The sequence below is a fragment of the Rhizobium pisi genome (genome assembly GCF_003938655.1).
Taxonomy (GTDB): domain Bacteria; phylum Pseudomonadota; class Alphaproteobacteria; order Rhizobiales; family Rhizobiaceae; genus Rhizobium; species Rhizobium pisi.
In genome coordinates, this window is record NZ_RJJT01000001.1 from 318,750 (window position 1) to 332,362 (window position 13,613).

Sequence of the window (13,613 nt, forward strand, 5' to 3'; positions counted from 1 at the left end):
GCAGCTTGCCCGGCCCGCGGCGCCCTGATCCCAAATCTTCAGACCCCACGCCAGATCCGGCCCGTCCGGTCGACCTCAAGAATGGCATGCACCTTGTGGACCTCCACCGGGCATGGGTATTCGCCCCGTCGCATCAAGCCGTTGAGACGCAAGGCTCTATAGTTTTCCGGGACGAAGACGAGGCCCTTGGGAAACCGCCTGTCGACCTTGAGTTGCGCCATCAGTTCGCCCTGGGCGGAACGCACAATGACCTGATCGCCATCCGACAGGCCAAGCTGTGCGGTATCGTGCGCGCTCATCGCGACATAGGGATCATTGGCGACCGTGTTCAGGACGTCCGACCGTTCGGAAAGATATCCGTTGTGGAACAGGCAGTCGCCGGTGATCAGCATGAGCCGGTCGGCTGCTGCCGGGACGGGCGGTGGCGCAAAGAACCTGGCCACAGGTGGCGTCGGCACCGCCTTGGTAAATGCGCCGTCGGCGCCAAGTCCGCCCAGCGTCAACCCCTGATAGGCTGGAACCAGCCGCGCAATCTCGTCGAAAATTTCACCTTGCGTCGACGGCCGCAGTGCCTGGTTGCGGAGCGCCGCGACGAAGTCGAAGATCGCCAGATTGCTCCGCGCCTCGAAGGCGGGTTCGCGGAATTTGCGGACCGTCTGGGTTCGGCCCTCGTTGTTGGTGAACGTGCCGGTTTCCTCGCCGTAACCTGCCGCGGGCAGAACGACCTCGGCAAGGCCTGCCGTATCCGTGAGGAAGGCGTCCTGCACGATCAGGAGATCGGCGGCGCCAAGCGCCCGCGTCACGAAATCCCTGTCGGGATAGGCGATCAGGGGGTCGGTTCCGACGATGTAGAGAGCGCCCATCCGCCCGCCGACGCAGAGCTCCAGAATGGCGTCGAGACTCGCGCCGGGTTCAGACGGAATTTCGGCGCCCCAGTCCCGCGCAAGACTCGTGCGCGCCACATCGTCGGCGACCGCCCGCAGTCCCGGCAGAGCGGCCGGCAGAACTCCCATGTCCCAGGCGCCCATCTGGTTGGCACGGTCGAAGAGGAACTGCATCGCCGGGCCCTTGCCGAGCAGGCGCAGAACTTGCAGCAGGTTATTGATCTGCTGCAGCGTCGCGCGCGCTTCGAGTGATCTCAGGAGGTCGACGCTGACAAGCACGGTGACTCTGCGGCCCTCCTTGAGTGCCGCGGCCAGACGATCCGGCCCGTCAGTGCCGGTTTCCGCCGCCGGCTTGCCGATTGTCGCGGCGATGCCTGCAAGAACGTCGTCCGGCAAGGCCTGACCAGCTGCCGATACGAGACCGGCCACCACGGCCGCAAGGCTCGCCGCTTCTCCGCCCGGCAGCACGCGAACCACCACCCTGGCATCGGCATCCAGACGGGATGGCCGCGCCGAGAGCATGAGCAATCCGGTCTGCCGCCGCCGCACGCCATCCCGCAGCAGGTATTCGGTGACCGGGTTCTCCTCGGTGACGTTGCCGCCGACGACGAGCACGCAGTCGTTGCCGATCACGTCGTCCAGCGGTGCGCGGCTGTTGAAGGCTGCCAGTAGCGGGCCGAGCGTGTCGAAGGGCGTGCACCAGCGTGACGAGCAATCAATGTTGTTGGTCCGGAAAGCCGTCCGCATCAGCTTCTGAAACTGATAGAGCGTCTCGTTGGGGAGGCGAGGCGAGGCCAGTCCGCCGGCAGCCTTGCCCTCGACGGCCGATAGCCGCCGGCGCAGATAGTCCCCAGCCTCATCCCAGGAAACCGGAACCAGGGCGCCATCACGACGGATCATCGGTCGCTTGATCCGGTCCCGGCTCGCGACGAAATCGAGACCGAAGCGTCCCCGAACGCAGAGCGTTTCGCGGTTGACCCCCTCGTCCCACTTCGAGCGCACCCGCATGAACTCGCCCTTACGTGTGCCCACGGTCAGCTGGCAACCGGTGCCACAATGCGGGCAGACCGTGTCAGTCTCGGTGAGATCCCAGGGCCGCGCCTTGTAGCGATAGGGGAAACTCATCAGCGCGCCGACCGGGCAGACCTCGACGCAATTGCCGCACTGGTCACAAGCCGCGAGACTGCCCTCGAAGCCGGTGACGGCGGTATCCATGCCTTTTTCGATGGTGCCGAGGGCGACCGCGCCGACGACCTCCTCACACATCCGGACACAGCGCTGGCACTGGATGCAGCGGTTGACGTTCATGATGATGACCGGGCTCAGACGAATGTCCTCGGAGTGGAACACACGCTTGTCATCGCGGAATCTGCTCTCGCGGGGCCCGTAGGCCATCACCATGTTCTGAAGCTCGCATTCGCCGCCCTTGTCGCAGATCGGACAATCGAGGGGGTGGTTGGCGAGCAGCATATCGAGCATGGAAGAGCGCGTTTCCTCGATCAGAGCTGTGTTCGCCCGCACCACCATACCCTCGGTGACAGCAGTGGCGCAGGACGGCTGCAGCCGCCGCTGCCCCTCGATCTCCACCAGGCACATGCGGCAGGAGGCCAGCGGCGGCAGACGCTTCAGATAGCAGAAGGTCGGGATCTCGATACCCAAACGCTGGGCGGCCTGCAGCACTGTCGAGCCAGCCTCAACTTCCAGCGTTTGTCCATCGATCGTAATGCTAACCATACTTCCTCGCAGTCCTGTCGCAGCGCACGCCTTCAGTGAAAGGGACACCCGCGGTCCTCGATATGGGCAACGAACTCATTGCGAAAATGGCCGAGTGCCGCCCGCAACCCCATCGCCGCCCCGTCACCCAAGGCACAAAACGTATTGCCGAAAATGCCTTTGCAGAGCATCTCCAGCTGCTCCAGATCGCCGGCAGCACCTTCGCCGGCCTCGATCCGGCGCAGGACCTTCACGACCCAGTTCAGTCCCTCCCGGCATGGCGTGCACTTGCCGCAGGACTCATGATGGAAGAACTCGATAATCCGGGTGGCGACCTTGACCATACAGGTCGAGTCGTCGATCACGATAACGCCAGCCGAACCGAGCATCGAGCCGGCGGCAGCCAGCGAGTCGAAATCCATCCTCACCTCCAGCCCGTGCTCCGGTATGACCGGCGCTGAGACCCCGCCGGGGATCACCGCCTTGATTCTGCGTCCCGGCAGCGCGCCGCCGGCGTGGTTCTCGACCAGTTCGCGCAGCGGTATGCCCATCGGCAACTCATAGAGACCGGGTTTGCGCACCTGCCCACTGAGGCAGTAGAGCTTCGGACCGGGGCTCTTGTCCGGGCCGATGCCCCGAAACCAGTCCGCCCCCCGCACGACGATATGCGGCACGCAAGCGAGCGTCTCGACATTGTTGATCACTGTCGGGCTGGCGTAGAGCCCGGCCACGGCCGGAAATGGTGGCTTCAATCGCGGCTGCGCCCGCTTGCCCTCGAGCGACTCGAGCATCGCAGTCTCCTCGCCGCAGATATAGGCGCCGGCGCCGCAGTGGATGTGTACGGCGAAATTGAAATCCGAGCCCAGAATGCGCTTTCCGAGATAGCCCTTTGCGTGGGCCTCGGCGATCGCCTGCTCCAGACGACGGATCGCCGTCACATATTCTCCGCGAATGTAGACATAGGCGGTTTCGGCCCCGATCGCGTATGCACTGACCGCCAGCCCCTCGATCAGTTGATGCGGGTGGCGCTCCATGATGATCCGGTCCTTGAACGTGCCCGGTTCGCCCTCATCGGCGTTGCAGCACAGATATGTCGGCTTGCCAGTGCGCTTCGGCACGAAACCCCATTTCATGCCCGTCGGGAATCCGGCACCGCCGCGACCGCGCAGGTTGGATCGTTTGACGAGGTCGATAACCTCGTCGGGCGTGTACTCGCGCAGCGCCTTCGCCAGCGCCTGGTAGCCGCCGCCAGCCTCGTAAGTTGACACCAAGTGACCGTCCGCCACATCGACATTTTTGAGAAGAACCGGCTCGAACATGGCGCTACTCCCCCGGCAGCCGCCCAGAGGCGTGCTCGAAGCTCGCGGCTCCCACTGTCGCCCGCAGTCTGTCCAGCAGTGCGTTTATCCGCGCCACATCAAGGTCGCCGTGGTAATCGTCGCCGACCTGCATCACCGGAGCCATCTCGCAGGCGCCGAGGCATTCGACGGTCGAAAGCGTGAACAGCCCGTCCGGGGTGGTGTCGCCTTTCCCGATCCCCAGCGCCGTTTCCAGATGGTTTAGCAGGTCCTCTGATCCGCACAGCATGCAGGAAACATTGTCACAGAGTTGCAGGTGGAACATCCCCACCGGCTCGGTGTGGAAGAGGGTGTAGAAAGTCGCCAACTCGTAGACCCGGATCCGCTCGACTCCGAGAATGTCGGCGACCTCTTCCAACACCGGCCCGGGCAGATGGCCATGTTCTTTCTGCGCAATGAGGAGCGCAGGCATGATCGCAGAGCGCTGGTCGGGATACCGCGCCGCCGCCTCTTCGATCTTTTCGCGCATGGTCATCGCATTCAAATCCTTGCTACTTGTCCACCTCCGCCATCACAGGGTCGAGGCTGCCGAGCACGGCGATCATGTCCGCCAGATAGCGGGCGTTCGTGACCCCGAAGAGGGCCTGAAGATTGACGAACGAGGGTGCCCGCACCTTCATTCGGAACGGTTTTGGCGACCCGTCGCTGATGATGTAGAAGCCAAGCTCGCCCTTTGGCGCCTCGATCGCCGAATAGACCTCGCCCTTCGGCACCTTGAAGCCGTAGGCCGACAGGTCGAAATGCTGGATCAGCGTCTCCATCGAGCAGTGCACCCGATCCTTGTTGAGCGGGAAGGCGATTGTCGGATTGTCGATCTGGAACGGGCCCTCTGGTATCTGGTCGATGCATTGTTCGATGATCCTCATGCTTTCGCGCATCTCGTCGACGCGGCATCGCCAGCGTGCATAGCAATCGCCCTCATTACGGGTGATGACGTTGAAATCGAGCCGGTCGTAGATCTCGTAGGGCTCATCGCGCCGGATGTCCCAGTCGACACCGGAAGCACGCAGGTTCGGGCCGCTGAGGCCGAGATCGACGGCATCCTCGGCGGAGATCACGCCGATCCCCTTCGTGCGATTGAGAAACACCCGGTTATCTTCGAGCAGTCGCTCATAGTCTCGGATCCGGTTCGGGAAGATGTCGCAAAACTCCCTGATCTTGGGGAAGAACCCGTCAGGCAGGTCCTCGCGCACCCCGCCGACCCTGCAGAAGGATGTGTGCATGCGCGCACCGGTGATCATTTCCAGGAGGTCCATGATCATTTCGCGCTCGCGCATGACGTAAAGCAGCGCGGTCATGGCGCCGAGATCCATCGGCAGCGCGCCGGTGATCAGGAGGTGACCGGAGATCCGTGCCAGCTCGGCCATCATCACGCGGATATATTGCGCCCGGATCGGTGCTTCTATGCCGAGGAGTTTCTCCACCGCCAGCGCGAAGGCGAGGTTGTTCGAGGGCGGACAGAGATAGTCGAGCCGGTCCGTCAGCGGGAAAATCTGCGTATAGGTGAAACTCTCCGCCAGTTTTTCGGTGCCGCGATGGAGGTAGCCAATATGCGGATCGATGCGCTCGACGAACTCGCCGTCCAGTTCGAGGACGAGCCGAAGAACCCCATGCGTGCTGGGGTGCTGCGGACCGAGGTTGAGAAGCACTTCCCTGGTATTGAGCGCTTCACCCTCAGGCCTGCTGAGCTCGGTGACTTCGGTCATCTCAACGTTCCGGCGTAGAACGGCCTCCCTTACGGAATGTCCCTGGTGGCAAGGTCGGGCTGCGTTGGCGGCGGACCTTCGGCACCGAAGGGATTCAACTTGTCCTTATAGCCCTTGAGAGGGAAATCCTTGCGCTGGGGAAAGCCCTCGAAGCCTTCCCACATGTAGATCCGGCGCAGATCGGGATGCCCCTCGAACCGGATGCCATACATGTCCCAGGCCTCACGCTCATGCCAATTGGCGGTGCGCCAGACTCCCGTGACCGAAGCCACTTCAGGAGGATCACCAAGCCGGCATTTGATGCGGACCCGCCATCTGTTGGGCAGTGAATAAAGATGGTAGACCGCCTCGAACCGAGGCATTTCGGGATAGTGATCAACCCCGCAAATGTCCGAGAGGAAGTTGAATTGCAGCGCCGGATGCTCTTTCAGGAACCGGCAGAACTCGACGATCCTCTCAGGCGGAACGGCAAAGGCGTCGATACCGTGCGCGATGCCGAGGTCCTCGATTGTTTCTCCGAAGCGCTCCATGATCGGAGCGCGATTGAGGGAGGGCTGCGTACTCATGACGCTATAACCCTTTCCAGGGGGGTGCCGGCGAGCGCCCGCGACCTCTTGATCTTTTCTTGAAGTAGGAGGAAGCCGTGCATCAGCGCCTCGGGCCGGGGCGGACAGCCGGGCACATGCACATCGACGGGCACGAAGGTTTCCGATCCCTGCACCACGGCATAGGTGTTGTAGACCCCGCCCGAAATAGCACAGGTGCCCATGGCGATCACCCAGCGCGGTTCCGGCATCTGGTCATAGAGCCGCCGCACGACGGGCGCGAATTTCCGGGTCACGGTGCCGGCGATGATCATGACGTCGGATTGTCTCGGCGAAGGGCGGAACACCACACCGAACCGGTCGAGATCGTAGCGGGCGCAACCGGCCGAGATCATCTCGATGGCGCAGCAGGCAATGCCGAAGGTCTCCGGCCACAGCGCCGACCTCCGGCTCCAACTGATGATGCTGTCGGCCGTGGTGAACAGCACGCTGTCGCGGATCGCGTTGTTTACGTCTCCCATTCCAGCGCTCCTTTCAGCCAGGCGTAGGCGAAGCCCACGAGAAGCAGCACCATGAAGATGAACATCTCGATATAGCCGACCAGCCCGATCTCTTTCAGGACGACGGCCCAGGGAAAGAGGAACATCGCTTCGACATCGAAAACGACCAGCAGGATCGCGAGGATAAAGAACGGCACTCTGAAGCGGCCCGCCGCCGCTTCGCCCGCTGCATCCATGCCGCATTCATAGGGCATGTTCTTGGCGGGATAGGGATTGGATGGGCGCAGCAGCGAGGAAACGAACAACGTCACCCCCACCACCAGAACGACTCCGGCGATCATGAAAAGAACGGGCAAGAATTCCATTGCAGTCATATCACTGCACCGGTTGCCCACCGACCTCGTCGCGAACCGATAAATCGGTCCGCCGCGGCGCGACTTGGGCAATCCTTTCTCCGGTTTCAAGTCTATTCCGTCGGTGTGATCATTGCAAATCCAATCGCTCACCCGCCAAAGACCGAATCCTGGGCAAGCTTAAGAAACCACGACGGAAATAGGCCGATGCCGATGGTGCCGGCGGCGGTGACGACCAGCGTGGCGCGCACCAGGGGCGTCAGCGCCGGGGCGAACGCCCTCTTCGGCTCGCGCATGTACATCACCATGACGATGCGGATGTAGAAATAGGCGGCGACTGCGCTGAGCAGCACTGCAATTACCGCCAGCATGACGAAACCACGCTCGACGAGAGCGACCAGCACGTAAAACTTGGCGAAGAACCCGGCCGTCGGCGGAATGCCGGCCAGCGAGAAGAGAAAGAGCAGCATCAGAAGCGCCAGCCCCGGATGTGACTTGGCGAAACCCGCATAGTCTTCGATAACCTCGCCTGAGAAATCGCCGTTCCGCATCATGATGACGGCGGCGAAAATGCCGAGATTCGTGAAAGCGTAGATCAGTAGGTAAAGCATCACGCTGGCGATCCCATCAGCACCGCCAGCGGCCACGCCGAAAATGGCGAAGCCGGCGTGGGCGATGCTGGAATAGGCCAGGAGACGCTTGAAATTATCCTGGACCAGCGCCACGAAACTGCCGAGTGCCATCGTCACCACCGCAATGACGGCGAGGATGATCCAGACGTCCGAGGCTGCAACCAGAGGGTTGAGGAACACCCGCAGGATCACCGCGAACCCCGCCGCCTTGGGGCCAACCGACATGAAGGCGGTGATCGTCGTCGGCGCGCCTTCATAGACGTCCGGCAGCCACATATGGAAGGGAACCGCGCCGACCTTGAAGACCAGCCCCGCGACGATAAAGACCACCGCCAGCAACAATCCGGAATCGAGCGGATCGCCGGTCAGCGCCGCAGCCATCCCGTCCAGTTGCGTCGTGCCGGCAAGCCCGTAGATCAACGACACGCCGTAAAGGAAAATTCCGGTCGAGACCGCGCCAAGGATCACGTATTTCAGTGCTGCTTCGTTCGACCGTCGCTCACGCCGCAGGAAGCCGGTCAGCACATAGGTGCAAATCACCATCAGTTCGAGGCCCACATAGATCGACAGGAGATCGGTCGCCGAGGCCATGATCATCATGCCCAAAAGCGCGAAGAGCAGCAGGACATAGTATTCGCTGCTCCCGATCCCTTCGATATCGGCATATTTTCGCGATAGGAGGAATGTCAGAACGGTGGCCAAGTAGAAAATGAACTTGAAGAAGACCGCGAAGCGGTCGGCGATGAACATGCCCGTGTAGACCGGCCGGACCTCGCTCGCCAGCATGAGTGTCGCCAAGGCGGCAATCAACACGACCGCCACCGACGCCCAGACAAGGAAATGTTCCTGTCCCTTTCGCACAAACTGTCCCAGGATCAGCAGAATGCAGGCGCCTGTGATCACCACGATCTCGGGCAGGCTCGCTAGGGCCGACTGGAAAAGCGTGGCGGCGGTCATGGGCCGCTCTCCTTACTTTGCACCTGCGTCAGCAGATGCTTCACCGAGGCATCGATGATGTTGAGAAAGGGTTTTGGATAGAACCCAACCCAGAGCACGAAGACGGCCAGCGGCAGGATCGCAGCCATCTCGCGGGCGTTCAGATCGCGTATCTTCAACTGGACGCCGACGTTGGCCGGGCCGAGCGCGACTTTCCCATACATGCCAAGCAGATAGGCAGCCCCCAGCAATGCGCCCAAAACGGCGGCCGAGCCGGCGACCAGATTGGCCGCAAACCCGCCTGACAGCACCAGCAACTCGCCGACGAACGAATTCGTTCCCGGCAGCGCCATCGACGACAGGGTAAACAGTGCCAGAAACGTGGTGTAGACCGGCGCCACCTTCATCAACCCGCCATAGTCGGCGATGCTGCGGGTATGGGTCCGCTCGTAAATCAGCCCGACGAACAGGAACAGGGCGCCTGTCGTCACGCCATGATTGAACATCTGCAGGATACCGCCCTCGAGCCCGCGGAGGTTCAGCGCAAAAATCCCCAGCGTCACGAAGCCCATGTGGCTGATGCTGGAATAGGCCACCAGCTTCTTCAGATCGTCCTGCGCCAGCGCGAGTAACCCGCCATAGACGATCGCAAGCACCGAAAGCGCCAGCATCAGCGTCGAATAGTGCATCGATGCCTCCGGCAGCATCGGCAGCGAGAACCGTAGGAATCCGTAGGCGCCCATCTTCAGGAGCACGCCGGCGAGGATAATGCTGCCCGCCGTCGGCGCCTGCACATGGGCGTCCGGCAGCCAGGTATGAACCGGCACCATCGGCACCTTGACCGCAAAAGCGATCAGGAAGGCGAAGAACAGCCAAGACTGGATCCGGAACGGCAAGTCCTGCTCTGTCAAAGCGAGGATATCGAAGCTCCTGCCACCGTAGAAATAGAGCACGATGACACCGATCAGGAACAGGAGGCTGCCAGCAAGCGTGTAGAGGAAAAACTTGATCGCCGCATAGACCCGACCCTCGCCGCCCCAGACGCCGATGATGAGGTACATCGGGATCAGCATCGCCTCCCAAAAGACGTAGAAGAGGAACAGATCGAGCGCGCAGAAGACCCCGAGCATCAGCGCCTGCATCGAGAGCAGGCAGATCATGAATTCCTTCACCTTGCGGTCGATCGCAACCCAAGAGGCGAGCACACAGATCGACCCCAACAATGCGGTCAGGAACACGAAGAGCGCGCTGATTCCGTCGATGCCGAGCGCATAATTGATCCCGAGCGCGGGCACCCACGAGCGCATCTCGGTGAACTGCATGGCATGGGTCGTGGTGTCGAAGCCGACCAGCATGGCGATGCAGAGAGCAAGGTCGAGGACGGTGAAAGAGAGCGCAGTCCACCGCGCCGCATCGTCACCGCGCAGGAGCATCAGAACCGCGGCACCGGCGACGGGTGTGAATATGATGAAGCTGAGCAGCGGGATGCCCATGGCGCGCCTCTACCGCCACGCCACGACGAAGACGACGGTGGCTGCGATCAGACCGACGACCATCGCCAACACGTAATGGGTCACAACACCCGTCTGGAGCCGCCTGAGCCGCCCGCCGCTGTGCAGGATCGAGTGGGCAATGCCATTCACGACGGCATCCACGCCGGCAAGATCGAGCCGGAGTCCTGCCCGCGCCGCGCCGTGCAGCAAGGGCAGCGCCGCGGTCTCGGAGACGTTGCTCACCGCCTGCTCATAGCGCGCCAGCGGCCTTTCGGCGAGCCACATGAAGGCCCGCGCACCCTTGCGATAAAACCAGTCGGTGTCGAGGCTGATCGTCTGCTCGGGATCGAGCGCCCAGAGGAACAGCACGAACCCCAAGGCGGTGAACATCAGCAGCCCGAGGCTCTCCATGACATGCAGGCCCGTATAGGGTTCGAAATCCACCGGATAGGGCAGAAGCGCATAAAGCGGCTGGGGGAACACCCCGATCGCAATGCAGAGCACCGCCGCCATGCCCATGGCAATCAGCATGTTGCGCGGCGGCTCCCGCGCCTCCAGTTTCCGGTCCGTCCCGAAGAACATGTAATAGGGAAGCTTGAGGCCAGTGTGCAGGAACGTCCCGGACGATGCCATCGTCAGCGCCAGCACCACCAGCGCGCGGTGATCCGCTCCTGCGGCCGCTATCACCATCGATTTGGTAACGAAACCCGAGAAGAACGGGAACGCCGAGATCGCCAAGGCGCCAACCATGTAAAGCGCCACGGTCAGTGGCATGGTCTTGTAAAGCCCACCGAGCTCGGTGAGTTTGCGTCGGCCGGTGACGTAGATGACCGCCCCGGCACCCATGAACAGCAGCGCCTTGTAGAGGATATGCGCGAAGGCGTGGCTGGCGGCTCCGTTCACCGCCATCTCGGTCCCGATGCCGATACCCGCGATCATATAACCCACCTGGCTGACGATGTGATAGGCGAGAAGCCGTCGGCAATCGTTCTCCAGCACCGCGTAGATGACGCCGTAGAGCGCCATGATAGTGCCGAGCCAGACCAGGAGTTCGGTCCCCGGAAACGCTCGCGCCAGCACATAGACGGCAGTTTTGGTGGTAAACGCGCTCATGAACACCGCCCCGGTGACGGTCGCCTCCGGATAGGCATCGGTCAGCCAGGCATTGAGCGGCGGCACGGCCGCGTTGAGGATGAAGCCGGCGAGGATCAGGTAGTCGCCGACCCCCATTCCCCCGTTAGTGAGCCCCCCCGCGATCGGGCCGAAAAGCAGTGAACCGGTGGCGAGCCCGTGGGAAATGATGCCGCCGAGCAGGACCACGCCGCCGGTGATATGGACCATGAGATAGCGGAAGCCGGCCCGGATCGCCGGCCCGCCACGCTGCGCGAAGACCAGATAGGCGGAAGCGAATGCCATGCCCTCCCAGAACAGGAAGAGGGTCAGGTAGTCACCGGCAAACACCACGCCAAGCGCGCTGCCGACATAGACGAATGCCGCCATGTGCTGGCCGGCATCCGTCAGATGCAGCGCGTAGACCATGCCGATCAGCGCCATGATGGTGAAAACGGTGGCGAAGACGATGCTGAGCTTGTCCACCTTCGCTATCAGGATCTCCTGCCCGATGAACCGCGCTTCGCCATAGCTGCCCGGCTCCATCGCAAGCACGGCAAGGATCGCCAGCGCAGGGATCAGAAGCAGATAGGCCTTGCGGACCGACCCGCTGAGGAACGGGATCGGTAGGGCGCCAAGAATAAAGAGCAGAGCCGGATGGATGAAGTCAGTCATAATAGTCCTCGCGCCGCATCAGCCTGACCCGATGGCCGAGAAACTTGGAAACGAAGATAAGCAGGACGCAGGAGACGAAGCCGTAGACGGCGGACCAGCCCGGCAGGCTGTCCCACAGATATTCGGCGTGTTCGCGAGAAACCAGAAAGTCGGCGACGACGATCAGGACGAGCACAAGGTAGAATAGTCGGCGGCGCGGTCTCGCATATTGCTCGTCACCAAAGAAGTGGACGATAGGCTTGATCATCGGATCACTCCGTCTGCCAGGGTGAGAAAATAGCCCGGGAAAATGCCCATCAGCACCGACAGGATCGCCGTCGCGACCAGCGGAATCGTGACCAACGGAATTTCACGGACCGTCGTCCGGCTCTCCTGCCTCTCAGCCTGGAAGAAGGCGGCATAGCTGATCGGCAGGAAATAGGCGGCGTTCAGGATCGAGCTCACCAGGAGCACGACCAGGAACACGGTCTCTCTCGCCGCCACGGCGCCCTCCGCCAGATACCACTTGCTGACGAAGCCTGCGGTTGGCGGTATCCCGATCATACTGAGCGAGGCGACGAAGAATGCCCCCATCGTCCAGGGCAGCCTGCGGCCGATACCGGCCATGTCGCTGATGTTACGCTTGCCGGACGCGCAATAGATCGACCCGGCACAGAAAAAGAGCGTGATCTTGGAGAATGCGTGCGCTGCGATGTGGATGATCCCGCCGACCATAGCGACCGGCGACAACAGAGCCGCGCCCAGCACGATGTAGGAGAGCTGGCTGACCGTCGAATAGGCGAGCCTGGCCTTCAGGTCGTCCCGCGTCAGGGCGTAAACCGACGCCATCAGGATCGTGAACGAAGCCAGATAGGCCGTGGCGATGCCGAGGCCCAGCCCGCCCACTAGCCCCGTGCCGAAGACTTGGAACACCACCCGCAGGACGCAGAACACGCCCATCTTGACCACTGCCACTGCATGCAAAAGCGCGCTGACCGGTGTCGGCGCGACCATCGCGGCGGGCAGCCAGGCGTGCATCGGCATCACAGCGGCCTTGGCGAAGCCGAAAAGATAGCAGAAATAGACGACCGTCAGCAGCGCCGCCGAGGCGTCGCTCCCGGCCAGCAGTCCTCCCGTGACAAAGTCGAGCGACCCCGCAATATGGTAGGTCAGCGCCAGTGCGGCGAGCAGCGCGCTTTTCGACGCGCCCATCAGATAGACGAGGTACTTGTGGCTGCCCCTCCATCCCGCTTCGTCTTCGTGGTGGTAGACGAGCGGATAGGTAACGAGGCTGAGCACTTCGTAGAAGATCACCAGCGTAAATAGATTGGCGGCGAAGGCGCCCCCGGCTGCCGCCGCAAGACTGCTGGCGAAGCAGGCGAAGAACCGGGTCTGCGCATGCTCGTTCAAATGCCGCATGTAGCCGATGGAATAGATAGCCGCCACGATCCACAGCAGCGACGAAACGGTGGCAAACACCATGCCGAGCGCATCGACCCGGAAAGCAAAGTCAATCCCCGGCAGAATCTCGAACAGACGCAATTCGACCGTCCCGCCCGCCAGCACCGTGGGCGCCATCGACACGACAATCGCGAACATGGCGATCGCGGCCAACGGCGAGACCAAATCGCGAAGTCTCTCGCGGTTGTGCAAAAGGAGAACTGCAAGGGCCGCCAGACCGGCGACGGTGATGGCAAGCAACGGCCGGATCGATACAACCGGGTCCAAA

At 62.2% G+C, this 13,613-nt stretch carries 12 protein-coding genes; all 12 read right to left on the bottom strand.

Features of this window, described 5'->3' with window-relative positions:
• Positions 1-38: 38 nt before the first annotated feature.
• The 12 genes from nuoG to EFD55_RS01725 all read right to left on the bottom strand — a co-directional run bounded on the left by nuoG (position 39) and on the right by EFD55_RS01725 (position 13,612).
• On the bottom strand, positions 39-2,618 hold the full coding sequence (gene nuoG / locus EFD55_RS01670) for an NADH-quinone oxidoreductase subunit NuoG (protein ID WP_125842351.1): 2,580 nt from the start codon (positions 2,616-2,618) through the stop codon (positions 39-41).
• Between the two features lie 32 nt (positions 2,619-2,650).
• Positions 2,651-3,916 (bottom strand): NADH-quinone oxidoreductase subunit NuoF, encoded by a 1,266-nt coding sequence (gene nuoF / locus EFD55_RS01675; RefSeq protein WP_125842353.1) that lies wholly within the window; start codon positions 3,914-3,916, stop codon positions 2,651-2,653.
• 4 nt (positions 3,917-3,920) lie between these two features.
• Positions 3,921-4,430, bottom strand: a complete 510-nt coding sequence (gene nuoE, locus EFD55_RS01680; protein WP_125842355.1) for an NADH-quinone oxidoreductase subunit NuoE — start codon at positions 4,428-4,430, stop codon at positions 3,921-3,923.
• A 16-nt stretch (positions 4,431-4,446) separates the two neighbouring features.
• A complete protein-coding gene (gene nuoD, locus EFD55_RS01685) occupies positions 4,447-5,661 on the bottom strand; it encodes an NADH dehydrogenase (quinone) subunit D (RefSeq protein WP_125842357.1) in 1,215 nt (404 codons plus the stop codon).
• Positions 5,662-5,690: 29 nt separating this feature from the next.
• Entirely contained in the window at positions 5,691-6,227 is a 537-nt protein-coding gene (locus EFD55_RS01690) for an NADH-quinone oxidoreductase subunit C (RefSeq protein ID WP_125842359.1), read from the bottom strand.
• The gene (nuoB, locus tag EFD55_RS01695; protein WP_125842361.1) at positions 6,224-6,727 is read right to left on the bottom strand and encodes an NADH-quinone oxidoreductase subunit NuoB; all 504 of its coding nucleotides are present in this window, start codon (positions 6,725-6,727) and stop codon (positions 6,224-6,226) included. Before nuoB ends, EFD55_RS01690 begins: the two co-directional genes overlap by 4 nt.
• Entirely contained in the window at positions 6,715-7,080 is a 366-nt protein-coding gene (locus tag EFD55_RS01700) for an NADH-quinone oxidoreductase subunit A (RefSeq protein WP_125842694.1), read from the bottom strand. Before EFD55_RS01700 ends, nuoB begins: the two co-directional genes overlap by 13 nt.
• A 128-nt stretch (positions 7,081-7,208) precedes the next feature.
• Entirely contained in the window at positions 7,209-8,648 is a 1,440-nt protein-coding gene (locus EFD55_RS01705; protein ID WP_125842363.1) for an NADH-quinone oxidoreductase subunit N, read from the bottom strand.
• Complete coding sequence (locus EFD55_RS01710) at positions 8,645-10,120, bottom strand: NADH-quinone oxidoreductase subunit M (protein WP_125842365.1); 1,476 nt, start codon at positions 10,118-10,120, stop codon at positions 8,645-8,647. Before EFD55_RS01710 ends, EFD55_RS01705 begins: the two co-directional genes overlap by 4 nt.
• Positions 10,121-10,129: 9 nt before the next feature.
• Positions 10,130-11,905, bottom strand: a complete 1,776-nt coding sequence (locus tag EFD55_RS01715) for a Na(+)/H(+) antiporter subunit D (protein ID WP_125842367.1) — start codon at positions 11,903-11,905, stop codon at positions 10,130-10,132.
• Positions 11,898-12,152 (bottom strand): hypothetical protein, encoded by a 255-nt coding sequence (locus EFD55_RS01720; protein ID WP_125842369.1) that lies wholly within the window; start codon positions 12,150-12,152, stop codon positions 11,898-11,900. The genes EFD55_RS01715 and EFD55_RS01720 overlap by 8 nt, the downstream gene beginning before the upstream one ends.
• On the bottom strand, positions 12,149-13,612 hold the full coding sequence (locus EFD55_RS01725) for a monovalent cation/H+ antiporter subunit D family protein (protein WP_125842371.1): 1,464 nt from the start codon (positions 13,610-13,612) through the stop codon (positions 12,149-12,151). Before EFD55_RS01725 ends, EFD55_RS01720 begins: the two co-directional genes overlap by 4 nt.
• Position 13,613: the final 1 nt, after the last annotated feature.

Excerpts from the sequence above, each read along its gene's own strand:
- nuoG (WP_125842351.1), bottom strand. The coding sequence starts at position 2,618 with ATGGTTAGCATTACGATCGATGGACAAACGCTGGAAGTTGAGGCTGGC.
- nuoF (WP_125842353.1), bottom strand. The coding sequence starts at position 3,916 with ATGTTCGAGCCGGTTCTTCTCAAAAATGTCGATGTGGCGGACGGTCAC.
- EFD55_RS01715 (WP_125842367.1), bottom strand. The coding sequence starts at position 11,905 with ATGACTGACTTCATCCATCCGGCTCTGCTCTTTATTCTTGGCGCCCTA.
- EFD55_RS01710 (WP_125842365.1), bottom strand. The coding sequence starts at position 10,120 with ATGGGCATCCCGCTGCTCAGCTTCATCATATTCACACCCGTCGCCGGT.
- nuoB (WP_125842361.1), bottom strand. The coding sequence starts at position 6,727 with ATGGGAGACGTAAACAACGCGATCCGCGACAGCGTGCTGTTCACCACG.
- EFD55_RS01705 (WP_125842363.1), bottom strand. The coding sequence starts at position 8,648 with ATGACCGCCGCCACGCTTTTCCAGTCGGCCCTAGCGAGCCTGCCCGAG.
- EFD55_RS01700 (WP_125842694.1), bottom strand. The coding sequence starts at position 7,080 with ATGACTGCAATGGAATTCTTGCCCGTTCTTTTCATGATCGCCGGAGTC.
- EFD55_RS01690 (WP_125842359.1), bottom strand. The coding sequence starts at position 6,227 with ATGAGTACGCAGCCCTCCCTCAATCGCGCTCCGATCATGGAGCGCTTC.
- nuoE (WP_125842355.1), bottom strand. The coding sequence starts at position 4,430 with ATGACCATGCGCGAAAAGATCGAAGAGGCGGCGGCGCGGTATCCCGAC.
- nuoD (WP_125842357.1), bottom strand. The coding sequence starts at position 5,661 with ATGACCGAAGTCACCGAGCTCAGCAGGCCTGAGGGTGAAGCGCTCAAT.
- EFD55_RS01720 (WP_125842369.1), bottom strand. The coding sequence starts at position 12,152 with ATGATCAAGCCTATCGTCCACTTCTTTGGTGACGAGCAATATGCGAGA.